The 24019-nt window shown below is 64.4% G+C and carries 17 protein-coding genes; 4 read left to right on the top strand and 13 right to left on the bottom strand.

The window, feature by feature from the left end; all coding sequences use genetic code 11:
• Positions 1-47 precede the first annotated feature (47 nt).
• On the top strand, positions 48-512 hold the full coding sequence (locus ATO11_RS03935) for a hypothetical protein (protein ID WP_050529541.1): 465 nt from the start codon (positions 48-50) through the stop codon (positions 510-512).
• On the opposite strand, the gene ATO11_RS03930 is transcribed toward ATO11_RS03935, so the two are convergent.
• Together ATO11_RS03930 and ATO11_RS03925 are read right to left on the bottom strand one after the other, a co-directional pair.
• Positions 509-1885, bottom strand: coding sequence for an ATP-binding protein (locus ATO11_RS03930; protein ID WP_050529540.1), 1377 nt, complete (start codon positions 1883-1885; stop codon positions 509-511). The two genes, ATO11_RS03935 and ATO11_RS03930, sit on opposite strands and share 4 nt — an antisense overlap.
• Positions 1882-2604, bottom strand: a complete 723-nt coding sequence (locus ATO11_RS03925) for a response regulator (RefSeq protein WP_050529539.1) — start codon at positions 2602-2604, stop codon at positions 1882-1884. Before ATO11_RS03925 ends, ATO11_RS03930 begins: the two co-directional genes overlap by 4 nt.
• Positions 2605-2788: 184 nt before the next feature.
• On the opposite strand from ATO11_RS03925, the gene ATO11_RS03920 reads away from it, so the two are divergent.
• Positions 2789-3511 (top strand): EF-hand domain-containing protein, encoded by a 723-nt coding sequence (locus tag ATO11_RS03920; protein ID WP_050529538.1) that lies wholly within the window; start codon positions 2789-2791, stop codon positions 3509-3511.
• A 184-nt stretch (positions 3512-3695) separates the two neighbouring features.
• Positions 3696-4082: a DUF302 domain-containing protein gene (locus ATO11_RS03915; RefSeq protein WP_050529537.1), complete on the top strand. Its 387-nt coding sequence runs from the start codon at positions 3696-3698 to the stop codon at positions 4080-4082.
• A 121-nt stretch (positions 4083-4203) separates the two neighbouring features.
• On the opposite strand, the gene ATO11_RS03910 is transcribed toward ATO11_RS03915, so the two are convergent.
• From ATO11_RS03910 to ATO11_RS03860, 11 genes are all read right to left on the bottom strand, one after another.
• A complete protein-coding gene (locus ATO11_RS03910; RefSeq protein ID WP_242601347.1) occupies positions 4204-5229 on the bottom strand; it encodes a zinc-dependent alcohol dehydrogenase in 1026 nt (341 codons plus the stop codon).
• A 234-nt stretch (positions 5230-5463) separates the two neighbouring features.
• Positions 5464-6138, bottom strand: a complete 675-nt coding sequence (locus ATO11_RS03905) for a hypothetical protein (protein ID WP_050529535.1) — start codon at positions 6136-6138, stop codon at positions 5464-5466.
• Entirely contained in the window at positions 6135-8870 is a 2736-nt protein-coding gene (locus tag ATO11_RS03900; RefSeq protein ID WP_050529534.1) for a hypothetical protein, read from the bottom strand. The genes ATO11_RS03905 and ATO11_RS03900 overlap by 4 nt, the downstream gene beginning before the upstream one ends.
• Positions 8867-9685 (bottom strand): hypothetical protein, encoded by an 819-nt coding sequence (locus ATO11_RS03895; protein WP_050529533.1) that lies wholly within the window; start codon positions 9683-9685, stop codon positions 8867-8869. Before ATO11_RS03895 ends, ATO11_RS03900 begins: the two co-directional genes overlap by 4 nt.
• Positions 9682-11526, bottom strand: a complete 1845-nt coding sequence (locus ATO11_RS03890; RefSeq protein WP_134643058.1) for a hypothetical protein — start codon at positions 11524-11526, stop codon at positions 9682-9684. Before ATO11_RS03890 ends, ATO11_RS03895 begins: the two co-directional genes overlap by 4 nt.
• A gap of 277 nt (positions 11527-11803) precedes the next feature.
• Positions 11804-12856: a ketopantoate reductase family protein gene (locus tag ATO11_RS03885; protein WP_050529531.1), complete on the bottom strand. Its 1053-nt coding sequence runs from the start codon at positions 12854-12856 to the stop codon at positions 11804-11806.
• Positions 12857-12956: 100 nt separating this feature from the next.
• Positions 12957-14231: a formyl-CoA transferase gene (gene frc / locus ATO11_RS03880; protein ID WP_050529530.1), complete on the bottom strand. Its 1275-nt coding sequence runs from the start codon at positions 14229-14231 to the stop codon at positions 12957-12959.
• Positions 14232-14395: 164 nt separating this feature from the next.
• On the bottom strand, positions 14396-15106 hold the full coding sequence (locus tag ATO11_RS03875; protein WP_242601346.1) for a GntR family transcriptional regulator: 711 nt from the start codon (positions 15104-15106) through the stop codon (positions 14396-14398).
• Between the two features lie 318 nt (positions 15107-15424).
• Positions 15425-18184, bottom strand: a complete 2760-nt coding sequence (gene fdhF / locus ATO11_RS03870; protein WP_050529529.1) for a formate dehydrogenase subunit alpha — start codon at positions 18182-18184, stop codon at positions 15425-15427.
• Position 18185: 1 nt separating this feature from the next.
• Positions 18186-19877 (bottom strand): NAD(P)H-dependent oxidoreductase subunit E, encoded by a 1692-nt coding sequence (locus ATO11_RS03865; RefSeq protein ID WP_050529528.1) that lies wholly within the window; start codon positions 19875-19877, stop codon positions 18186-18188.
• An 83-nt stretch (positions 19878-19960) separates the two neighbouring features.
• Positions 19961-20839 carry a LysR family transcriptional regulator gene (locus ATO11_RS03860; RefSeq protein ID WP_050529527.1) on the bottom strand — a complete coding sequence of 293 codons (879 nt, stop codon included), beginning with the start codon at positions 20837-20839 and terminating at the stop codon, positions 19961-19963.
• Positions 20840-21138: 299 nt separating this feature from the next.
• Between ATO11_RS03860 and ATO11_RS03855 the strand changes: the two genes are divergently transcribed.
• A complete protein-coding gene (locus tag ATO11_RS03855) occupies positions 21139-24018 on the top strand; it encodes a monovalent cation/H+ antiporter subunit A (protein WP_050529526.1) in 2880 nt (959 codons plus the stop codon).
• The last annotated feature ends 1 nt before the right edge of the window (position 24019 follow it).

Raw genomic sequence — 24019 nt, 5'->3', positions numbered from 1 at the left:
CTGCCCTGCCGCATCGATACCCCGATCATGCTTGACCGGCGGTACCGATGAAAACTGACCAGAATTCCCTATCCACCCGCTTTGCCATAGATCTGGCAGTCCTGTCCTTCGTGTTCCATTTCGCGTGGGAAATCCTGCAGGCGCCGCTCTATTCCAGCCTCGACGACGCGAGCCATTCTGTTGGAACTCTCGAATGCTTGCAGGCGACGCTTGGCGACGTGATCATCATGTTCGCCGCACTGGCCTTGGTAAGGTGGATCGCTGGACCGGCATGGAATGACAGCGCCACGGGACGAGGGCCATTGGTCTTTCTCGTGGTCGGGCTTGGTGTCACCATCGTGCTCGAATTCGTCAATACGAGCCTCCTCGGTCGCTGGGCCTATGGGCCGGACATGCCAAGCCTGCCGGTTCTGGGAACCGGGCTGGCCCCTCTCGCCCAATGGGTGGTCATTCCCCTGATCGTGTTGTGGTACCTGCGCCGACTGCATCCGGCCCCGGCAGGGGGGCGCTAAAGCGGCAATTCGACCGAGGCGATCAGACCGCCGGTTTCACGGTTGCGCAAGATCACGTCGCCGCCATGGGCTCGCAGGATGGTCCGGGCAATCGCAAGTCCAAGCCCGCTTCCCCCGGTGTCGCGGCTGCGCGATGCCTCGAGCCTCCGGAACGGTTCGAACACCGCCTCGAGCTGATCCTCCGGCAGGCCCGGTCCGTTATCCGAAATCGAAATGACCGCCGCGTCCCCGTCCCGCTTGAGACCAACCTCCGCCCCGCCGCCATACCGGGCCGCGTTGTCGATGAGGTTCCGCAAAGCACGTTTCAGTGAAACGGGACGCACGCGCGCCATGACCGCGGCCGCATCGCCATCATCCGCCATGCTGGCATCAAGCGTTTCCCCGGCGAGGCTTTGCAGAAGCTCCCGCAGGTCCAGCGTCACGGTTTCCTCGGTCACGGCCTCGCCACGGGCAAAGGCGAGGGTCGCCTCGACCATGGTCTGCATCTCCTCGACAAGGGCCTCCAGCCTGTCCCGGTCCTCGCCCTCCTCGATCAGTTCCAGGCGCAGGCGCATCGCCGTCAAAGGCGAGCGCAGGTCATGCCCCAGCGCCGCCAGCATGCGGGTTCGCCCGGAGACGAACCGCCTGATCCGGTCCTGCATCCGGTTGAAGGCGCGCACCGTGTCGCGGACCTCGCGCGGGCCGGTTTCCGGCAGCGCATCCACCTCCTCGCCCTTGCCTGCGCGATCCGCCGCATCCGCCAGCCGCGCCAGCGGGCGCACGATCCGCACCGATGTGAGGACGGCGACGAGCGTGATGAGCACGGCGGCGATCAGCAGGGCCGCGATGTCGCCGAACAGCCACTGGCCCACCGGCCGGTGAAACATCGACCGGACGTTGAGCCATTCTCCCGATTCAAGACGGATCGACATGGCCAGTTCCAGCGGCCCGGTCCGCTCTGCCAGCATGGCGGAATGCATCTGGCGCATGCCGTGCGGCACGTCCTCGACCGCGGGCAGGTCATCCGTCCGGTCGTGGATCTCCACCAGGATGTCGCGGTCGGGATCGTTGAGGGCGCTGCGCAACCGGTCCGAGATTCCCACGGAATCGTGTCCCGCGTGATCGACCGCCGGTTCATCATCCAGCCAGAACCGGACAAGCGGGGAGTTCGCGGCCAGCACGATCTGCGGGCGCAACTCTTCCGGGGCCTCGTCCAGCAATTGCGCGACGTTTGCCGCGCGCCCCGCAGCCTCGTATCCCAGCGCCGCCCGCACCGCGCGGTCGCGTTCGTCGCTGAACACCAGAAGGCTCAACCCCTGGCTTGCGCCGAGCGCAAGAAGCAGCATCACAAGCAGTTGCGCGCCGGTCGACTGGGGCCAGAGACGCCGGATCATGACGCGTCCCTCACGTCCGCCGACAGGGAATACCCCCCGCCCCAGACCGTCGCGATCAGTTCGGGATGCGCCGGGTCGCGTTCGATCTTGCGCCGCAACCGGCTGACCTGATTGTCGATGGCGCGGTCGAACACGTGCTCCTGCCGCCCGCTGGTCAGGTCCAGAAGCTGCGCGCGGCTCAATACGTGGCGGGGACGTTCGAGGAACACCGTCAGAAGCCTGAATTCCGCCGTGGTCAGCGCGACCTCGGTCCCGTCGCCAGAAAGCAGCACGCGCCGGTCGGTGTCCAAAAGCCACCGGTCGAAGGCAAGCTTGCGTCCCGCCATCGCCCCGCCTTCCTTCGCAGGCGTGCGGCTGCGGCGCAGGATCGCCTTGACCCGCGCCAGAAGCTCCCGCGGACTGAACGGTTTGGCAAGGTAGTCGTCCGCCCCCATTTCCAGCCCGATGATGCGGTCGGTTTCCTCGCCCAGCGCCGTCAGCATCAGGATCGGCACATCGCCTTCGGCCCTCAACCTGCGGCAGACAGACAGCCCGTCCTCTCCCGGCATCATCACGTCCAGCACGATCAGGTCGAACCGTCCCGCCTTCATCGCCGCATCCATCGCCCGCGCATCCGCGGCCACCGTCGCGCGCATGCCGTTCTTTTCCAGATAGCGGGCAAGCGCATCGCGGATATCGCGGTGATCGTCGACGACCAGTATGTGAGGACTGTCTGGCATGATGGGTCCGGAAGTGTCTCTGGCACGATATCTAAGCCCAAAGTTCCGGCGAAACCTCTGAAATTTCCCGAGCATTCCCCGCCTGACACAATTTGCGACACTTTTCATGCCCGGCTGACAAACTTCTGCGACAGGCGCCCCCCACATCCGGTTCATCGAACGAACATCCACGGAGGATCGAACAATGAAACGGCTTTTGATTGTGACTGCGGCTGTCGCGGCCCTTGGCACTGCCATCCCCGCATTCGCCGATGCCAACCACGGCCACGGCGAAGGCCGCGGCGGCGACAAGGCCGGTGCCACCGGCCAGAACGCGCCCGGCCAGATGATGATGGGCGACATGGGCCAGATGATGCGCATGATGCAGATGATGCATGGCGGTCAGGGTGGCATGATGGGCGGCGGCATGATGGGCGCCGACATGATGGGCGCCGACATGATGGGCGGCGGCATGATGGGCGCCGACATGATGGGCGGCGGCATGATGGGCGGCGGCATGATGGGTGCCGACATGAAGGGCCAAGGCATGATGGGCCAGGGCATGATGATGGGTGACGCCGGGCACTTCCAGTCGCTTTTCGACGCGAACGATGACGGCACGGTGACCCCTGAAGAACTGCGTGCCGGGTTTCTGGATGCGCTGAAAACCTACGATGCCGACGGCAATGGCTCGCTGTCGCTCGACGAATTTGATACCATGCATGCGGCGCATATCCGCGCGACGACCGTTGACCGGTTCCAGGCCTTCGACGCCGATGGCGACGGACAGGTCACCGCCGAAGAGATCGCTGCACCCGCGGACCGGATGCAGAAGATGATGGACCGCCGCGAGGCGACCGCACAGCAACGCATGCCGATGATGGACGGTGACGACGCCCAGCGCGGCGGCATGATGAACGACAACTGACAAGAAACTTCGGGGCGAGGCACCAATGGGCCCCGTCCCGGACACTGAAAGGAGACACGACAATGATGACCGGTTTTGGAATGGGATTCGGCTGGATCTGGGGGATCATTATCCTCGTTTTGGTCGGGCTGGCGATTGCTGCACTGATCAAGTACCTGCGCAGCTGACAAAGGGAAGAAGCGTCATGGCATACACCATCAACCGCGTCTTCCCCGGTGCGACCTTGGCCGAGATCGACGAACGCACGCGCAACGCCCTGGCGGATGCCGGGTTCGGTGTGCTGACCGAGATCGACGTCAAGGCGACCATGAAAAAGAAGCTCGACGTTGACATGCCCGGTTATCACATCCTCGGCGCCTGCAATCCCAGGATGGCGCACCAGGCAATCGGCATGGAACCGCGCGTGGGTGCGATGCTGCCCTGCAACGTGATCCTGCGCGAAACGGATGACGGGATCGAGGTTTCGGCCATCGACCCCGTCGCCTCGATGCAGGCTATCGACAACGCGGACCTGCTGGATGTCGCCGGGCAGGTCCGGGACATGCTGGCGGGCGCCGTCAAGGCGATCTGACCACGGGCGGAAACGCCCCCGGCGATCCGAACAAGGGCGGGCTTGGTGCCCGCCCTTTTTTGCGCGCCTGTCGGGCACGGGACCGCTCCGCCCGGACGTGCACGGCCCTGTCTCAGGATTATTAGGGTCCGGACATGACGATCTGGGTCTTGAGGTCCTGCGGCCGGTCCGCGAACGTCTCGAACGCCTCCTGGATGCGATCAAGCGGGTACTCGGCACCGGTGAACGGGCCGGTATCGATGCGCCCGTGGGTCAGCAGGGTGAGCGCATCGTGCATGTCCTCGCCCATGCCCGCGACCGATCCCTTGACCGAGTTTTCCCGCAGGATCGTCGTCAGGATATCGAGCGACAGCGTCTCGTCCGGACCGGTGATGCCGAAGGCCGCCAGATGCCCGCCCGTGCGCATCAGGCGCTGCGCCTCCGCATAAAGCTGCGGCAGGCCCACGCTTTCGATGACGATGTCCGCCCCGCGACCATCGGTCATGTCCCGCACAACATCGGCGAGGTCCTCGGGCGCGGCCACGGCGTCGGCCCCGCAGGCGAACGCCATGTCGCGCCGGTTGGCGTTAACGTCGGATGCAATGATCGGGGCGGCGCCGATGGTGCGCAGCAACTGGACATGCAGGTTGCCGATCGGCCCCGCGCCCATGACGACCGCCGACTGCCCGAAGGTCACCCGCGCCTTGCGCGCCGCGCGCACGACGCAGGCAAGCGGTTCGGTCAGCGCCAGAACCTCGGTCGGCACGTCGGGCGAGGCCGGGATGACCAGCCGCGCCGGCACAGCGATGTAATCGGCGAACCCGCCGTCGCAATGGATGCCCATCTGCCGCATGTCCGGGCAGTTCAGGATCTCGTTCCGGCGGCACCAATAGCAGCGCCCGCAGCCGATATTGGTGTCGACCACGACCGGCTGCCCCTCTTCCAGCCCCTGCACGTCGCGCCCGATCGCAGCGACATGGCCGGTGAATTCGTGCCCCGGTACCAGGGGCAGGAATTCGGCGGAATACCTGCCGTGGAAGATGTGGATATCGGTCCCGCAGATGCCCGTGCGGGCGATCCTGACCAGAACCTCGTCCCGCCCGACGGCGGGAACCGCAACCTCGCGCAGGTCGAACCGGCCCGGTTCGACAAGGTATGCCGCGCGCATGGATGTCATGCCGTCCCTATCGGATGGTCGGCCATTTCAGTCAGGTCGGTTCCCATCTGCCCCGCGTCCTTCCGATGCTGCACGCACCAGCTAGGTTTACATGCTTTCTGCTGTCAAGTGAGCGGCGGATCCCCGACGCGCCTCGCATCTGCGCGGAAAATACAAACGATTGCAGCCGCTTGAGAATGAAGAAAAGTGCGCAAAGCGATGGCCGGGCAAGACCGGCAGCAAGGTCTAGTTCCGCGATGGCACGCTGTTGACGACGATGATCACGAGGAACGCGAACACGAACAGGACCTCACCCGCCAGTATGCGCCGGACCGCGTCGTCGGTGACCGGGAAATCGGCGAAACTCGCGGTGAAGGCGTTCGACAGGCTCATCAGCAAGGCGTCGGTATAGGTCGGAGTGCTGCCGGGCCACGTGATCGCGTCGCGGTATCCGAAGAACAGGATATAGGCGTATCCGGCGATGCCGAAGAAGAACGACAGCAGGAAGGTCATGGTGCGGCGCAGCTGGAAGGCATGGCTGTCCGATTTTGGAGGCGCCCGCCAGACGTGGTAATAGAAGTAACTGAACAGCGCGGACCCGATCAGGTAACTGACGCCCCAGCGGCCCCACTGGGCCTCGACGCCGAACCACACCAGCAGGATCAGCGCCAGCCACTTCAGCCCCATGAAGCTGTCGATCGCCACCGACCGCGCAAGGTAACGGCCCGCGCGGTCGCGGCCGAACGCGATCCACGCCGCCTTCCAGTATTCGATCAGGCTGAGATGCCACAGCAGCCAGACCAGCGACTGCCCCAGCGCCAAGAGGGGGCTGAGCTTCAGGTAGGGTGCGGGGCTTTCCGGCCTGTCGCCGAAGGGGACGGGGCCGCCATCCTCCTGATCGGTCTGGGCGCTTGCGGTCATGTCGTCTCCACAAGCTTTCTTTCACCCTGCAGGAACTTGCGGATACGGCGGAACCGCCACGGATCGTAGGTGGCGATCATGTGGTTGTTCAGGTCCGCGATCACGGCGATCACACCCTCGGCTGTCGGCGGTTCGGCCACCTCCAGACCGCGGGCATGGGCGATGTACCGGCCCAGCGCCTCGTATGCGCGGGACGTCTCGTTGAAGATGAACTTCCGCTCCGCGCGGATGCGGTCGAGCATGCCCAGCGCCGCCAGCAACGCAGCATCAGACATCCACTTGCCGGCTTCGCCCACATCCCCGTCCGTCTCGCGGATCCAGTAGGCGCGGATCACGCTCAACTGGACCGCGTTCGTCGCAAGCGACAGCGCCGACAGCGACGGCCCGGCGGTTGTCAGCTGCTCTACCGCTTGGTCAGAATAAAGCTCCTCCGCCGCATCGAACAGTGCGTCGCGCGCCTTGGCACAGTCTGCGCAATGCTTCTCCTCGGTATCGTTCACGCATTCATCGGCGTCGCAATTGGCGCGGGCGATGTAATACCGGCTCAGACTGATCGACATGCGTTCGGCCAGATGCCGCAGGGCCAGAAGCCCGGTTTCCATGAACGGCTCGCTCGCGTCGCGATCTTCGTCGAACGCCTCCAGAGCCTTTTTCAGCTCGATTTCCGCCTCGTCGAGGTCGGCGTCGTTCTCGGCCCGGATCCGCTTGCACACCGCGCTGAGGAAATGCGCCTCCCGCCCGCTGAAATTGCAGACCAGTTCGCCTTTGTCGTTACGGATCGGCGGGATCGAGGGGATGACGTCATGCGCCTTGGCGCGGTCAAGGATGGCCAGCGCCCGGTGCGCGTGGCTTTCCGCCACCGACCACTTGTCCGCCGCCGCGAACGCCGCGCCCAGCGCAAGAAACTGCAGATGGCATTCCAGCCGCCCGTCTTCGCGCTGATCCTCTGGAACGTCGTCGGAAATCGCCTCGAAATCCTTGTGAAACGCGTCCTGTTTCGCCCCGGCATACCCGTATCGGCTGGCCAGCTTGTCGAAGATCGCCTTGGTATTCTTCAGGTTCGAAAACTGCAGGTCCGGCGGGTTCCGGACGATCCATCCCCCGCCCGTGCCCTGCAGCATTTCCGTGCCGAGGTTCGAGAAATGCAGCATCGTGCGATCGCGCGTCCTGTCGACATATTCCATCATCCAGATCGCGGCCGCCTCGAAATCGAGCGGTTCGCTGGTTTCGCCGCCCGACAAACGCTTCAGGTCGTCCGAGATGATCTGGACAAGATGCGCCTGCGACGTTTCATCCAGCGAATGCCAGGACGAGAACCGCGACTGTTTGACCTTGCGCAGCGCCAGCCGGTCCCAGTTCTCGATCACGTCAAGGAACTCTTCCCGGAAGTTCCTGGGCGGTTTCTCGGTCTTGCGACCAAGCGATATGTCCTCCAGCAGCCGGCGTTTCTGCAGGATGGGTCCAGCGGTGTCGACGAACAGCCCGGACAGGAAGCTGAACACCTTGGCGGTCTGCACACCTTCGGCAATCTCGTCATGGGCAAAGGCGTGCAAGTGCCGGACGTAATGCAGGCTGAACCGGTCGAACCAGTTCTTCCGCTCGTCCTGGCCATCGGCGACGTTGAGGAAAAATTCGTTCAACAGTTCCGTGCGCCGCCGGAATTCCGAGTAATCGCCACCCCCGTAAAACCGCCCGACGATATCGTCGAGACTGGTTTCGATCTTGTCCGAACCGTTGTAACTGGCCTCCACGAGGTTGCGGTCGCCGGTGACAAGGACAACCCGCAGATCGAACCCGTGATCAAGAATACGCCGGTTCACGATTGCCAGTTCGGCCAGCGCCTCGGCATCGCGCTGGATGCGCCACGTCTCGGTAGAGCTGGCCCGCACCTTCCGCTGCAACCGCTCTTGCCAGTACCGTTCAAGGAACGCGTGAGCCTCGCGCTCCATCGGCGAATATTCCATGCCGAACAGCGTTTCGAGCCCGGCGACGTTGTAATCCGCAAGGTCCTCCAGCTTGAAACACTTGCGGTCGAACGCGTTGAGGCTGGCGCTTTGACGGGCGACACCGAAACCGCTGAGCACTTCGCGGGTCATGATCTCGTCGACAACGTAGTCGAGGAAGTCGGGAAGGCTGTGGCGCTCACCGTTCTTGGCCCAGCTTTTCAGCGCCAGTTCCACGAACTTCTTCATGTGGTTCCGGCGATCCGCCTCGTTCTGCAGCCTTTGAGTGCCTTTCAGGCTATCGACGCGATGCCTGATCGCGTCGCGCAACCGGTTGGTTTCCTCGAAATGCGCGCGCATCTGCCACAAGGGCGGGCTGGAATTGCGCCCTCCATCCTTCCACGCCGCGTTGGCACCTTCGACCGCGGCATTTGCCAGAAGCTCGGTGATGCGGATGGCAAGGCGATCTTCGGCAGCGCGCTGGACGCGCAGGACCTTGCGATCCTCCGCATCAAGGCCGTATTCGGTCGCGATCTGGTACATGCGCGGCAGCAATTGGCCCAGCCCGTGCCGCGAACGCCCCTGCAAAGGCCCCACCGACCACGGCGCGGTCAGCGCAGTCAGGATCGAAGTGTCGTAGACGTAGATGATCTTGCGGCCGACTTTCTCGTTCGAGAACCGGTGACTTTCGATCTGCCCGAAAAATTCCCGCGCAAGAAACGCGCTGCGGCGGAACAACTGGTGGAATTGTTCCTCGCGGATCAGGCCAAAGCGACGTCCCTTCGTCATGCCGCCGCCTCCCGCCTGTCATCCTCGGCCTTGCGCGCCATGGCGTTTTGCATCGTGAGGGCGATGTCTTCTTCGGTTGGTTCCGCGGCAACCGATGTACCGTCCGAGAACAATAGCCCCGTTTCGGGGTCTTCGAACGACGCGCCGCTGACCGCGTAAGCGGCGACATGCGCGGCGTCTTCATACTCGAACGTCGATTCCGTCATATCGATCGGCGGGGCGAGGACGGCGTATCCCTCTTCCTCGTTGATCGCGACGGCAATGCCTGCCGTGCGCAGGGCCTCGTCGATCAGGTGTTGACCGAGGATGATCGCGTGTTGCCCCGCATTGTCCGTTTCGTAAAATCGGAGGATGGACGCGGTGAAGGTGCGGGCACTATCCCGGCCATCGCTGCCCGGCATCGACACCTCGACCGCGATGTCGGTGGCGGCAAGGAACCCGATCGACGCGCTGACCTCGTGCAGGAAGGTCCGCAGCGGGGAAGCGATCCGCGGCGTGCGCGCGTGGAACGGTTCCTCGACATACGGGTCTTCGCAACGGACATTCGGGTCGACTTTGACCTGGCGGTAGGCTTCGTGGCGATAGACCTGCTCGGTCGTTTGACCGACCCTGACGAACGCGCCATCTTCCGCCTCGGCGAAAACCTCGCATCCCAAGGGCACCGCGCAGGTGGTCACGATCTGAAGGAAGCCGTGGTCATCGTGGAAGAACCTGACGACCGGCGCGGCGAATTCGTGGTTGTCACCCCATGCCAGCTGCATGCCGGGGCGCAGAACGACGCCTTGACCACCCGTGTCGAACGCGTCCTTGCTCATGCGCCGGCCCCTGTCGCGCGGGGCGTGCGTGCATTGGCCCGGAAGCGTGGCATTCCGGCCTCGGCATCGACATAGGCCACGGGCGCCCCGAACAAGCGCCGGTCGAACCCGCCAAGCGCCATCAGCGCGTCGCGGTTTTTCTGCGCGACCTCGCCCCTGTTGTCGCCGCCTTCCGATACGGGCGTCGCGATTTCGACCCAGAACCCGTTTTCGGCACACCGCTGCAGCGACACCTGCGCGCCTTGGTCAAGGTGACGCGCGGCGAACCGGCGGATGCAGGTCAGCCGGTAATCCCACTCGACCGCCTCGGCACCGAGCGTCTCGTCGCCATCGCGCAACAGCCCGAGCCCCTGCATCAGCTTGTGCCGGACAGTGCCGTCCAGCTCGTCCTGGATGCTCTGGAAATTGTAGTCGTCGGGCCGTTTGATCCGCGTGGCGTTCTTCAGCGGTTCGACAATGGCGTTCATGTCGTCCTTGGGACCGACGCGAAGGAATACGAGGTTGGTCTTGAGCGGGATCTCTTCGGACGGCGCACCGTCGTCGCCCTCCAGTCGGATCACCCCGGCCTCTTCATCGTAACTACCGATGGCGAATTTGGCTCGCTTGTCGGGGTTCTCCTCCACGCCATCAAGCCGCGCCGCCAGCAGGCCGAACAGCAGGACGTTGATCATCGACATCTTCTCGGCGCCGCGAAACTCGCGGTCACCGACCAGCAGCACACCGTTGCCCCGCAACGAGTGTTGCTGCGATTTCAGCGCAGTCAGCCGCTGCTTGAGCGCCGGGTGATCCGCCGCGGCCTCGCGCAGAATGTAGGCGAGGTCGTCAAGCAACTCGTCGCCCGGTGCACGCGCGCGCCGGCATGCTGCCAGCACCTTCGCTTCCCAGTCGGATTTCAGGTCTTCCTCGTCGGTGAAATCCGGCCGGCGCGGCGGGACGTGGTATCCGTCTTCACGGCCAGCCGCGATCAAACCCGGCCCGACCATGTCGCTTCGTTCCGGGCCGAACCCGATCCGGATCGCGTCGATCAGCCCACCGTCGCCAAGGCCGCAGACGATCAGCTTGTGCTTCTTGAAGCGGTAGATCTCGCGCTGGAAGTTTTCTAGGTTGTCATCCCACCAATAGCTGTCCGCGCGCGAGCCCTCCAGCAATTGCTCGCGCCCGAAGCCCAGCGCATAGATCACCACGTCGGCCAGCCGCCGGTCCCGATCGCCGTCGCGCGAGATTTGCCAGAGATCCTCTTCATTGCGGCGCACCCGCGCGATGGAGCGGATCGGGGATTCGCAGTGGATCAGGGCCTTTTTCTCGCTGGTGATCTGGGCAACGACCTCGTCGGCCAGCATGTCCTCGGCGATCGCGTGCGCGCTTCCCGCGCTCCAGTTCATCATCGGATGATCGGTCGTCGACAGGTGACGCAGGGCTTCGGGCCAGTCGTTGTAGCTTGGATGGCTGTGCCGGTGATGACAGTCGAGGTGCAGGCCCAGGAGCCGCTGACCGCCCTCGTAGATCTCGGTGTTTTCGAACCCCAGCGCATGCAGCGCGATAAAGCAGGTCAAGCCGCCGATACCGCCACCGCAGATGGCTACCTTCAGTGTCTTGCGCTTGTCACCGTGCTCTCGTTCCACCAGGTCGGCCAGCTCATGCGCCCGTTTCTGGTGCAGGTTGAAATTCACGCGGCTCGCACGGTAATCGAGCGCGTAGAAATTCGGCAGCGTCTTGCGCTGGCCCTTGCACGGCATGTCCGCGTCGTCGCGCTTCCCTGCACACTCGCACCCGTTGGTGTCGCAATACGTGACCGTAAAGAGATCACTTGCGCGTTTTTGCGCATCAGGATTAATCGACATGGGCACCCGTCCTTCGAACGGGATGAAACCAGAAGTCATTTGGTCTTGCAACGAAAGCATGTGGCGAAACCGGTTGGCATTTCCACACCGCGCCCTGTCGGCAATTACGCCCGTGCGCGTGACTTTCCCCGGATTTCAGAAATCGCTGCATAATTGAATTCTGGTCGGTAATTCTCGGACAATTGAAATTCCACGTAAACCATGGCCTATCAAACCGAATCCGGCAAGTGCCGGTGCACCCCGGCGCCGGCGCTCGAGCCACCGCGCATTTCGCGGATCAGGCGGAGGATTTCCCGTTCGCCTCCAACCGGCGGCTGACGGTGTCCACCACCTGGTCGATCAAGGGATGCGTGATGCCGACCTGCCGACCGACCAGTTGCACCAGAAGGTCCACGCGTTCGATCCGGTCGGCGCCGGCATCGATGGCACGCGCCGCCGAGGACGGTTTCAAAAGGTTCTCGGCCGCCTTGGCGTATTTCTCGAACGGGACGTGGCTTTCAGCGTCGGCGCCCAGCCTGTCCACGATGTTGCAGACCGTCTGGTAGACATCCTGCGACGCGCCACGATCCGACAGCACCGCGTCGCGGATTGGTTGCACGCCGTCCGGCAGAACGCAGCGATAGTTCCCGGTCAGAAGCATGGCCCACTTGGCGAACGGCACGAACAGCGAGTCGTGGACCCGCAGCTTGACCGGAACTTCCTGCCCATCGACCCGGACGGCATCGATGTCGTCGGCCAGCTCACGCAGGATCGCGGTGTGGGCGGGGTCCCCGAACGGGGCCGATTTGAAATTCGTCGGCAGGCCGACATGCAGCACGTTCGGCTTTTCCTCGGGCGGGCGGAACGCCTGCGGATCGGGGCTGCACAACGTGACAAGGCCCGGCGCGAAATCTTCCCAGCCAGACGTGTTGTTGAACGCGCCCACAAGACCGCTGACATCCAGCCCACTGATCCGCTGCAGATAGGGCAGCGGCGGCATGTTCATGATCGACACCGCCGGTTTCCTGGCCGCCGCGATCCTCTCCATCAGCGCGCGGATGTCGCCATGTCCGTATTGCGGTTCGGACATCGCCAGCGCGACCATGTCGTACCCGGCGGGATCGACCTGATCGGGTGCCTTGGCGTCCAGCGTGCCCGGAAGGTCATGCGAGTGGAACTCGCGATGCGCATCCTCGCCGCGCAGCTTGATCCGCACCTTCGAGCCTTCGGCATTGAACAGCGCGGCGGTCTGCGCGCGGCAGACAAGCGTCACGTCGTGCCCGGCCATGAGCAACTTGGTGCCAAGAAGGGAACCGTAGGAGGCTCCGAGGATCAGGATTTTCCGGGGCATGTGTCGCGTGCCTTTCAGTCAAACCGCCCGCGCGGCTGTATTCGGGGTTCAAGGGTTTCGTCGCTGGTGCAGCGCGTGGCGCAAGGCCACCCTGCCAGTGTCACTCGGCGGCCTGCGGCCTGGGGTCGCCGACAGCGCCGCTTCCGATGACCTCTTGCAAGGCGTCGCCGTCATATCCCAGCACGTCCTTCAGCACCTCGACGGTATGCTCCCCCAGAAGCGGGGACCGCTCCACCTCGACCGGGCTGTCCGACAGCTTGATCGGGCACCCGACGCTGACATACCGCCCGCGCTCGGGGTGGTCGCATTCCACGATTGTCCCGGTCGCGCGCAGGCCCTCGTCCTCCATCAATTCCTTCATCGACAGGATCGGGCCGACAGGGATGTTCAAAGGATTGCAGATTTCCATGACCTCGAACTTGGTCTTGGTCATGGTCCATGCCTCGATCGCGTCGAAAATCTCGTTCAGCTTGTCGAGCCGTTCGGGCGGCGTGGCGTATCCCTCGGCCTCTTTCCACTCCGGCTTGCCGATCACGTCACACACGTTGCCCCAGACCGCGGCCTGCGTGATGAAATAGGTGTATGCGTCGGGATCGGTCTCCCACCCCTTGCACTTGAGGATGCGGCCCGGTTGCCCGCCGCCGGAATCGTTGCCCGCGCGCGGGGTTGCCTCCCCGAACGGGACGCCCTCGCCATACTGGCTGTATTCCTTCAGCGGCCCGGCGGCGAGGCGCTGCTGATCGCGCAGCTTCACGCGGGTCAGGTTCAGAACGCCATCCTGCATCGCGGCGCTCACCTTCTGGCCGCGTCCCGATCTTTCGCGCTGGTAGAGCGCCGTCACGATGCCGAGGCACAGGTGCAGCCCGGTGCCGGAATCGCCGATCTGCGCGCCGGTCACCAGCGGCGGCCCATCCCGGAACCCGGTGGTCGAGGCCGCGCCGCCCGCACATTGCGCGACGTTTTCATAGACCTTGCAATCCTCGTACTTGCCCGGTCCGAACCCCTTGATCGAGGCGAGGATCATGCGCGGGTTGATCTCCTGTATCCGCTCCCACGTGAACCCCATCCGGTCGAGCGCGCCAGGCGCGAAATTCTCGACCATTACGTCGCATTCCTCGATCAACCGGGTCAGGACCTGCTTGCCCGTTTCGTTCTTGGAATTCAGCTCGATCGACCGCTTGTTGTGGTTCAGCATGGTGAAATAGAGGCTGTCGGCCCCCGGAACGTCCACCAGTTGCTTGCGCGTGGCATCGCCCACGCCGGGTCGTTCGACCTTGATCACGTCCGCGCCGAACCACGCCAGCAACTGCGTGCAGGTCGGGCCCGATTGAACATGGGTGAAATCGAGGACCTTGATACCTTCCAGAGCCTTCATGCCCGCTCCTCCAATCCGGTTTTGCCCGGTCGGCACACGGCTGTTCGCGCCATGACCGGGGCCAGTTTCAGTGTTCCATTGGCGCCTACCGGCATCGGCAAGCCCCGCAACCCCGTTGTTCCATTGTTCGTTCGCACTCGCTTATCCCTTCGCCGCACCACCGCTCACCCCGCAGGAAGCGCGAGCCGCGCCCAGGTGCGGCGGACGTGGTCGTGCAACTGCATGGTGTGTTCGCGGACAAGGCGCGCGGACAGCTCCGCATCCCGCGCCTCGATCGCGCCGATGATACCCGCGTGGTCCACGACCGAACGCTGCACCCGGTCGCCTTCCCGCATCGCGCGGAAGCGCACCGCCTGCATGTGCAGGAACAGCCCGTCGGCCATCTCCTTCAACAGCCCGCAATGCGAGATTTCGAGGATGCGCTGGTGAAAGCGGATGTTGTCGTCGGAATATTCCGAAAGCCGCGCGCTGACGGAGGTACCGTCATATTTCGTGGCGATCCCGCGCAGGCTGGCGATCTCGTCATCGGTGGCGGCTTCGGTCGCAAGGCGGGCCGCCATGCTTTCGAGGGCGGCCCAGGCCACGATCATGTCGAGGATCTGGTCAAGGCTCTTGCGGACGATGAAAACACCCTTGCGCGGCACCACCTGCAACAGCCCGTCCCGTTCAAGCCGCGCGATGGCCTCCCTGAGAGGCGTGCGCGAGATGCCCAGCTGGTCGGCAAGCGAACGCTCGTCAAGTTTCAGCTGCGCGTCCTCGGCATAGATATCGAGGTTGGTGATCGCCTCCTTGAGCCGCTCGTAGACATGGTCCTTGAGCGTCAGGTTGACGACAATCGGCTGCAGCTTCATCTGGGCTTCGTTCCCGGAACTCATAACTTCGTCTCGCGCGGCATGTGGTATACCATAGGCCAGAAAGCGGTGGAGACAAGTCGCTCTGCGCTGCTCTAGTTCAGAAAAAATCGAATGTTTCACCGAGTTCCGTTGCCAGAAATCACAAATGGCATGTGGTATCCCAAAGCGACATCCGAACGATGGCGACCGTTCCAACCCCGGATCAGACTGTCAACTTGGCAAGTTCAAAATGCGAGTCCCGGCCCACTACGGAAAGGGTCCACGCGGTGAAGGTCGCAGGACCTCGGAACGTGGCGGCAAGCGTCTTTGAAGACGCTTGCCCCGCTCAAATGCCAGCCCCTACTCCGCGGCCACCGCCTCTGCCGCTTCGATACGAACGGCCGAGAACTTGAACTCGGGGATCTTGCCGTAGGGGTCCAGCGACGGGTTGGTGAGGATGTTCGCCGCCGCCTCGACATAGGCGAAGGGCACGAACACGTTGCCTTCGGCCACCGCCCTGTCGGCCCGCGCCATGATGGTGATCGACCCGCGCCGCGTTGTCAGGCGCACGTAATCGCCCGCCTTCACGCCCAGATCGCGCAAGGTGCGCGGATGCAGCGAACAGTTTGCCTCCGGCTCCACCGCATCAAGGACCGAGGCCCGCCGCGTCATCGACCCGGTGTGCCAGTGTTCCAGCTGCCGTCCGGTGATCAGGACATGCGGGTACTCGGCATCCGGCACCTCGTCGGGCGGGATCACGTTCGCGGGCGTAAACCGCGCGCGCCCCTCGGGCCGCGGGAAGCCATCGCCGAACACGATCGGCTGGCCGGGATCCTCGGGGCTGAGCGACGGATAGGTCACCGCCGTCTGTTCCAGCCGCTCCCACGTGATGTTGTCGAGGCTGCCCATGTTCAGCTTCATCTCGGCGAAGATCTGGCTGGGATGCGTGTAGTCCCAATCGAGGCCAAGGCGCTTGGCCAGCTCCACCTCGATCCACCAGTCCTCTTTCGCGTCACCGGGGGGCGGCACGGCGGGGCGGCCCATCTGGACCTGACGGTTGGTGTTCGTCACCGTGCCCGTCTTCTCGGGCCACGCCGACGAGGGCAGGATCACGTCGGCATAGTTCGCGGTCTCGGTCAGGAAGATGTCCTGCACCACCAGGTGATCCAGCATCGCCAGCGCGTCGCGCGCATGCTGCACGTCCGGGTCCGACATGGCCGGGTTCTCGCCCAGGATATACATGCCCTTGATGTCGCCATCGTGGATCGCGTGCATGATCTCGACCACGGTCAGGCCCTTCTGGTTCGAGAAATCGCCCGACTTCCACACATCGGTGAAGGCCGACCGCACGCCATCGTCGGTGACGTCCTTGTAGTCCGGCAGGAACATCGGGATCAGGCCCGCATCGGACGCGCCCTGCACGTTGTTCTGACCGCGCAGCGGGTGCAGGCCCGTGCCGGGACGGCCCACCTGCCCCGTCATCAGCGCAAGGCTGATGAGGCAACGCGAATTATCCGTGCCGTGGATGTGCTGGCTGACGCCCATGCCCCAGAAGATCATCGCCGCCTTGGCACCGGCAAAAGTGCGGGCCACGTCGCGCAGCGTATCGGCGTCGATGCCGCAGATCTCGGCCATCTTCTCGGGCGGGAAGTCCGCCAGATGCGCCTTCATGGCGGGCCAGTTCTCAGTGAAGGCCTCGATGTATTGCTGGTCGTAAAGGCCCTCATCGACGATCACGTGCATGATCGCGTTCAGCATCGACACGTCCGCGCCGGGCTTGAACTGCAACATGTGCGAAGCGTGGCGTTTCAGCCCCTGACCGCGCGGGTCCATGACGATCAGCTTGCCGCCGCGCTTGGTAAACTGCTTGAAATAGGTTGCCGCGACGGGGTGGTTCTCCGTCGGGTTGGCCCCGATCACGATGGCAACGTCGGCGTTTTCGATCTCGTTGAACGTGGCCGTCACGGCCCCCGATCCGACGTTTTCCAGCAGCGCGGCCACCGACGAGGCGTGGCACAGCCGCGTGCAGTGGTCGACGTTGTTGTGGCCGAACCCCTGCCGGATGATCTTCTGGAAGAGATAGGCCTCTTCGTTCGAACACTTGGCCGAGCCGAAGCCCGCGATCTCGCGCCCGCGGCCTTTCATGCCGTTGGCCGCGGCATCCAGCGCCTCATCCCAGGTCGCCTCGCGGAAATGGGTGTGAATGTTGGCCGGGTCGACGTTCAACCCCTTCGCGGGCGCATCGTCCCGCCGGATCAGCGGTTTCGTCAGGCGGTGCGGGTGCGCGATATAGTCGAACCCGAAGCGCCCCTTGACGCACAGCCGGTTCTCGTTCGCGGGGCCGTTGATGCCGTCGACATACTTGATCTTGCCGTCCTTGACCTTGAACGACAGCTGGCAGCCAACTCCGCAATAGGGGCAGACGCTTTCGACTTCCTCGTCGAAATCCTTAGTGTCGTTGGTGGTGTCCGCGACAGTGGCGGGCAGCAGCGCGCCGGTCGGGCAGGCTTGCACGCATTCACCGCAGGCGACGCAGGTGCTGGCGCCCATCGGGTCGTCCTGGTCGAACACGATCTTGGCGTCGTGCCCGCGACCCGCCATGCCGATCACGTCGTTGACCTGCACCTCGCGGCACGCGCGGACGCACAGGTTGCAGTGGATGCAGGCATCGAGGTTCACGCGCATCGCGACGTGGCTGTCATCCAGCAGCGGCACGCGCGCCTGTTCGATCGCCGGGAAACGGCTTTCGCTGACATCGTTCATCGCCGCCATGTCCCAGAAATGCGAGGACGCATCATGCGGCTTTGCGGGCTGGTCGGCGGCCAAAAGCTCGACCACCAGCGCGCGGGATTTCTCGGCGCGGTCGGTGTCGGTCTTCACGACCATGCCGTCCGCGACGGGCCGGATGCACGAGGCGACCAGCGTGCGCTCGCCCTCGACCTCGACCATGCAGGCGCGGCAGTTGCCGTCGGGGCGGTATCCCGGTTCGGGTTTGTGGCAGAGATGCGGGATCACAAGGCCCCGACCGTTCGCCGCTTCCCAGATGGTGGTGCCTTCGGGCACGGTGACGTCTTTCCCGTTGAGGGAGAAGGTGACGGTGGTCTCGACGATATCCTTCATCTCAGATCTCCTCACCGAAATGTTTCATGACCATGCGTATGGGGTTCGGCGCCGCCTGCCCCAGCCCGCAGATCGAGGCATCGGCCATCACCGTGCACAGGTCTTCCAGCAGGTCCTGATCCCACGTTTCGGCCTGCATCAACTTCACAGCCTTCTCACACCCCGACCGGCAGGGCGTGCATTGGCCGCAGCTTTCATCCTCGAAGAACTTCAGCATGTTCAGCGCCGCGTCGCGGGCGCTGTCCTTGTCCGACAGGACGACCACCGCCGCCGAGCCGATAAAGGTGCCGTGCGGTTGCAGCGTGTCGAAATCCAGCGGCACATCGTCCATCGACGCGGGCAACAGGCCCGAGGACGGGCCGCCCGGCTGGTAGGCCTTGAACGTGTGCCCATCGGCCATGCCGCCCGCCGCCTCGATGATGTCGAGGATCGTGGACCCCGCCGGCAGCAGGAAGACGCCCGGTTTCGCCACGCGCCCGGATACCGAGTAGGACCGCAACCCCTTGCGGCCGTTCTTTTCAGTCGCGTTCAGGCATTCCGGCCCCTCGCGGCAGACCTTGGCCACCCAGTGCAGCGTTTCGACATTGTGGACGAGCGTGGGACGGTCGAAGACACCCACCTGCGCGACGAAAGGCGGGCGGTGGCGCGGCAGGCCACGCTTGCCTTCGATCGACTCGATCATCGCGCTTTCCTCGCCGCAGATATACGCGCCCGCGCCACGGCGCAGGTCGATATATCCCGGCTCCACGATCCCAGCCGCTTCAAGTGCAGCGATCTCGTCCGCGAGGATCTTCAGGACGGCGGGGTATTCGTCCCGCATGTAGATAAAGCACGTCTCGGCCTCGACCGCCCATGCGGCGATCAGCATGCCTTCAAGGAACAGGTGCGGCGTGCGTTCAAGGTAATAGCGGTCCTTGAACGTGCCCGGCTCGCCCTCGTCCCCGTTCACGGCAAGGTAGCGCGGGCCGGGATTGGCCCGGACAAACCCCCACTTCTTGCCCGACGGGAAGCCCGCGCCACCAAGGCCGCGCAGCCCGCTTTCCAGCACCTTCGCCTGCACCTCTTCCCAGTTGCCTGAGGCGCGGAGGTTGGTCAGCGCCTCGTACCCGCCGCCCGCGCGATAGGCGTCGAAGCTTTCGTAGTCGGGGATGTCGGCATGGGTGTGGCCCGCCGCGAGGGCGGCATGCACCTTTTCCGGCGTGGCGTGGTCGATGTGATGGTGGCCCAGTTCCAGCACCGGCGCGGTATCGCACCGCCCCATGCAGGGCGCGCGCACCACCCGCACCTCGGACGCATCCAGCCCATCCTCCAGCGCCTTTTGCAGCGCCTCGGCCCCCGCCAGTTCGCAAGACAGGCTGTCGCAGACCCGGATCGTCAGCGCGGGCGGCGGCGTCTCGCCATCGCGCACCACGTCGAAATGGGCATAGAAGGTCGCGACCTCGTACACCTCGGCCTGCGCCATCCGCAATTCGTCGGCAAGCGCGGCGATGTGGGGCGCGGACAGGTGCCCGTGCGCATCCTGGATCAGGTGCAGATGCTCGATCAGCAGATCGCGCCGACGCGGGCGGTCACCCAGCAGCGCCCGGACTTCGGCCAGCGCGCCGTCGTCGACCTGCCGGCCCTTGGGCGTCTTGCGGGATTTCCCCGTGCCCTTGCGTTTCCAGACGCCTTTTTGATCGTCGAGCGGTGCCATCGCAATTCTCCCTTGTACCGGCATCCTGAATTCAGGAAAGCCAATCGTCAAATCGCGATTCGTAAAGATGCGATAAGTTGCGCCTATTGATCCGCAACCGCGCGGCGCAGCGCGTCAATCACCGGCAATGCTTGGGCCCGACGCGACACGATCAGGGCCACCGGCTTGCGGATCTCGGGATCGACAAGCGGCAGGATCCGCACGCCCGGCCGCAGCGACAGGTTCTCGATGAAAAGGCGCGGCAGCACCGTCGCGCCGGCCCCGTCCATCACCATGGCCATCGCGGCAGAGAACCCGGCAGTTTCCGCGATGACGGTCGGCGCCACGCCCGCCTCGCGAAAGATCGTGTCAAGGATCCTGCGGTTCTGCATGTCCCGGTTGAGCAGGACCAGCGGCAGCCCCGCCGCCGCCTCCCATGTCGCAGTCGCACCCTCCGGCGCCAACGCGTCCCCGACCAGCAGCGCGTATTCCTCGTCATAGACCGCTTCGATCTGGTGTATGTCGGCGGGCGTGCCCTCGACATAGGTAAAGCCTGCATCCAGCTGCCCGTCATCGACACCCTGCTGCACGGCAAAGGACGTTGCTGTCTCCAACCGCAGGCGGATACCGGGATATTGCCGGTGCAACCGGCTTGCCACGCGCCCGGCAAACGGCGCGGCAGAAGGTATGACGCCCAACACAAGATCGCCCACGACCTCGCCCCGCGCCGCCCTCACGCCCTCTTCCAGCGTCCGCACGCGATCAAGGATGGCGCGGGCATGGTCCAGCACCAGCTCCCCCTCCGCCGTCAGCCCGTGATACCGATTGCCGCGCTTGACGATCCGCGCGCCCAGCTGGTCTTCGAGGTTGCGGATGCGCATCGAAAAGGCCGGTTGCGACAAGGCGCATTTCTTGGCGGCCCGCGCGAAATGCTCCTGCTGCACCAGCGTCACGAGGCATTGAAGGTCTTTGAGATCGATCATGGGTCTTCGGATCGCCTGCGGTCTGTCGCGTGCCAGCGCCTTGGAACGGCCCTTTCCAGCTACTGCGTTTCGGACGCATGCGGAAGGCCCGCGGTGGCCGGAACGGCGGTGCCGGACGCAAAGGACGCGCTTTGCAACCGGGAACCGGGGCACCGGAGCAAGGGTCCGGGTGCAACACTTCCGGATTTCCGACGCAAACGGTCTGGAAAAACGGCAACAAAGCGCCACCTTGGAATTGCTGGCCCGGGCTGGCACACATCCGCTTGCATTGACCTTCGAAAGACATAAGAACTCCGCCCGTGTCACTGTTCTTCATAGTCGCTCTGCCCTTCCTCGGCGCTTTGCTTCCGGGCGTGATGAACGCTGCGGGGCGGTCGTCCTGTGCAGGCGTTACCTTCACGGTCTCGCTGTCGGCCTTCGTGGGGCTTCTGACGAACCTGCCCGCCATCCTGCGGGGCGAGGTCGTCAAGGCGCGCATCGCGTGGATGCCCGAGCTTGGCCTCGACGCGACCTTCATGCTCGACGGGCTGGGCTTCTTCTTTGCCTTCCTGATCCTCGGCATCGGCCTGCTGATCATCGCCTACGGGCGGCATTACCTCAGCCGCGACGACAACATGGGCGAATTCTTCACCTACCTGCTGCTGTTCCAGGGCGCGATGGTGGGCATTGTCCTCAGCGACAACATCCTGCTGTTGCTGGTCTTCTGGGAGCTGACCTCGCTGTCGTCCTTCCTGCTGATCGGATACTGGAAACACCTGCCCGAAGGCCGGCAGGGCGCGCGGATGGCGCTGACAGTGACCGGAATGGGCGGGCTTGCGATGATCGGTGGCATGCTGATCCTCGGCCAGATCGTCGGCAGCTATGACCTCAGCGTGATCCTGCAGAACCGCGACCTGATCCAGGCCGACCCGCTATACCTGCCGGCGCTGATCCTGATCCTCTTGGGCTGCTTTACCAAGTCGGCGCAGTTCCCGTTCCATTTCTGGCTGCCGCACGCCATGGCCGCGCCGACGCCGGTATCGGCCTACCTGCACTCGGCAACCATGGTGAAAGCGGGCATCTTCCTGATGGCCCGCATGTGGCCCGCACTGGCCGGGACGACGGAATGGTTCGTGATCGTGACCTCGGCGGGACTGATCACCATGGTGATCGGCGCCGTGATCGCGCTCTTCAAGCACGATCTTAAGGCGCTGCTGGCCTTCTCCACCGTCAGCCAGCTTGGCCTGATCACGATGCTTCTGGGCACCGGCACCGCCTTTGGCGCGATGGCGGCAATGTTCCATATCCTCAACCACGCGACGTTCAAGGCGGCGCTCTTCATGTCGGCGGGCATCGTCGACCACGAAGCGCACACCCGCGACATCCGTCGCCTAGGCGGCCTGCGGCACCTGATGCCGGTGACCTTCACCATCGCCACCATCGGGGCGCTGTCGATAGCGGGCATCCCGTTCCTGAACGGGTTCCTGTCGAAAGAGATGATGCTCGAAGAGATGACGCGCACCGTCATGTTCGACAGCCCGCTGCTGGTGCCGGTTCTGGCGACCATCGGGTCGCTCTTCTCGGCCGCCTATTGCTTCCGCTTCGTCGGTCACACGTTCCTTGGCCCCGTGCGCGACGACTACCCGTCCAAACCGCACGACCCCAATCCCGGCATGTGGATGCCACCCGCGATCCTTGCCGTCCTCGTCGTCGTGATCGGCACGGCGCCCTTCCTTGCCGAACCCTTCGTCAAGCTGGTGACGGCCTCGGTCCTCGGTATCGAGGCCGAGGTGCCGAAATCCTATATCAAGATCTGGCACGGCCTTGTCCCGGCGCTTTACCTTTCGGTGATCGCGCTTCTGGGCGGCCTTGTCCTGATGCTGATCTTCAACCCGCTGCTGCGGCTGTGGGACGCGATGCCGCGGCCCGAGGCGAAAACGATCTTCGACGCCATCGTCGCGGCGTCGGTCTCTGCCGCGCGGGCGCTGACCTTCACGCTGCATAACGGGTCCTTCACCCGCTACGCGATGATCGGCGCCATCGCCATCCTCGCCGCCGGCTACCATGCGTGGATCACGGGCAGCGTCGGCACGCCGACGCGTGCCGTTCAGGCAGCCGGGCCGGTGCCGATTGCCGGCTGGGCCATGCTGGTCGCGGCGTCGCTTGGGCTGGTATTGCTGCACCGCAACCGCTTTTTGTCCCTGATCTTCATCGGGATCGTCGGGCTGATGGTGTCGATCGGGTTCGTCTATCTCAGCGCGCCGGACCTCGCCATGACCCAGTTCACGGTCGAAGTGGTGACGATCATCCTGCTGTTGCTGGCGCTGAATTTCCTGCCCAACCGCACGCCCGTCGAAAGCACCACGCTGCGCCGCGTCCGCGATGCCAGCGTCGCCGTCGCCAGCGGGCTGGCGACCTTCGCGCTGGCCTATCACTACCTCCTGCGCGATGCGGTCGGCACGCCGATTTCCGAGTTCCACCTCGCCAATTCGTACAAGGGTGGCGGCGGCACCAACGTGGTTAACGTGATCCTCGTCGATTTCCGGGGCTTCGACACCTATGGCGAGATCATCGTGCTCGGCATCGCGGCGCTGTTGATCTTCGCCCTGACCGAAACGCTGCTGCGCGGCCCCGTCCGCGCGCGGCTTCTCAACCGCGTGCCCGACCAGCCGCGTGCGGGCGACATGCACCCGATGATGATGGTCGTGGTCACCCGTGTCCTGATGCCCGTGGTCCTGATGGTGGGTTTCTACATCTTCCTGCGCGGCCACAACGAACCGGGTGGCGGGTTCATCGCGGGCCTGATCGTGTCCATCGCGGTGGTGATGCAATACATGGCCAGCGGGTTCTCGTGGGCCACCGCGCGGCTGCGCTATCCCTATCACGGGATCATCGGCGCGGGCGTGCTGATCGCCGGGTTCACCGGGATCGGATCGTGGTTCGTGGCAAAACCCTTCCTCACGTCGGACTTCACCTATGTGCGCATTCCCCCGTTCGAGAAATTCGAACTCGCCACCGCCGCCCTGTTCGACCTTGGCGTGTTCCTCGCGGTGGTCGGCGCGGTGATGCTGTCGCTTGAAAGCTTCTCCCGCCTCGCACGGCGGGCCAGCTCGCAGGACAGCGAACACCCGATGGACATCGACCCCTCCCGCGAGGAAGGCGCCCTCGCGCCTGATGGCACCAAGCCGGAGGCCGGGTAGG

It is taken from the genome of Pseudaestuariivita atlantica (genome assembly GCF_001205715.1).
In the GTDB taxonomy this organism is placed as follows: Bacteria; Pseudomonadota; Alphaproteobacteria; order Rhodobacterales; family Rhodobacteraceae; genus Pseudaestuariivita; species Pseudaestuariivita atlantica.
This window is presented reverse-complemented; position numbering and strand designations above follow the sequence as displayed.

Bases quoted from the DNA above. Each gene is read 5' to 3' on its own strand.
- ATO11_RS03935 (WP_050529541.1), top strand. From the start codon at position 48: ATGAAAACTGACCAGAATTCCCTATCCACCCGCTTTGCCATAGATCTG.
- ATO11_RS03860 (WP_050529527.1), bottom strand. From the start codon at position 20,839: ATGATCGATCTCAAAGACCTTCAATGCCTCGTGACGCTGGTGCAGCAG.
- frc (WP_050529530.1), bottom strand. From the start codon at position 14,231: ATGAAGGCTCTGGAAGGTATCAAGGTCCTCGATTTCACCCATGTTCAA.
- ATO11_RS03930 (WP_050529540.1), bottom strand. From the start codon at position 1,885: ATGATCCGGCGTCTCTGGCCCCAGTCGACCGGCGCGCAACTGCTTGTG.
- ATO11_RS03895 (WP_050529533.1), bottom strand. From the start codon at position 9,685: ATGAGCAAGGACGCGTTCGACACGGGTGGTCAAGGCGTCGTTCTGCGC.
- ATO11_RS03890 (WP_134643058.1), bottom strand. From the start codon at position 11,526: ATGTCGATTAATCCTGATGCGCAAAAACGCGCAAGTGATCTCTTTACG.
- ATO11_RS03875 (WP_242601346.1), bottom strand. From the start codon at position 15,106: ATGAGTTCCGGGAACGAAGCCCAGATGAAGCTGCAGCCGATTGTCGTC.
- ATO11_RS03900 (WP_050529534.1), bottom strand. From the start codon at position 8,870: ATGACGAAGGGACGTCGCTTTGGCCTGATCCGCGAGGAACAATTCCAC.
- fdhF (WP_050529529.1), bottom strand. From the start codon at position 18,184: ATGAAGGATATCGTCGAGACCACCGTCACCTTCTCCCTCAACGGGAAA.
- ATO11_RS03885 (WP_050529531.1), bottom strand. From the start codon at position 12,856: ATGCCCCGGAAAATCCTGATCCTCGGAGCCTCCTACGGTTCCCTTCTT.
- ATO11_RS03910 (WP_242601347.1), bottom strand. From the start codon at position 5,229: ATGCGCGCGGCATACCTTGTCGAACCGGGCCGGTTCGACCTGCGCGAG.
- ATO11_RS03920 (WP_050529538.1), top strand. From the start codon at position 2,789: ATGAAACGGCTTTTGATTGTGACTGCGGCTGTCGCGGCCCTTGGCACT.
- ATO11_RS03925 (WP_050529539.1), bottom strand. From the start codon at position 2,604: ATGCCAGACAGTCCTCACATACTGGTCGTCGACGATCACCGCGATATC.
- ATO11_RS03865 (WP_050529528.1), bottom strand. From the start codon at position 19,877: ATGGCACCGCTCGACGATCAAAAAGGCGTCTGGAAACGCAAGGGCACG.
- ATO11_RS03905 (WP_050529535.1), bottom strand. From the start codon at position 6,138: ATGACCGCAAGCGCCCAGACCGATCAGGAGGATGGCGGCCCCGTCCCC.
- ATO11_RS03915 (WP_050529537.1), top strand. From the start codon at position 3,696: ATGGCATACACCATCAACCGCGTCTTCCCCGGTGCGACCTTGGCCGAG.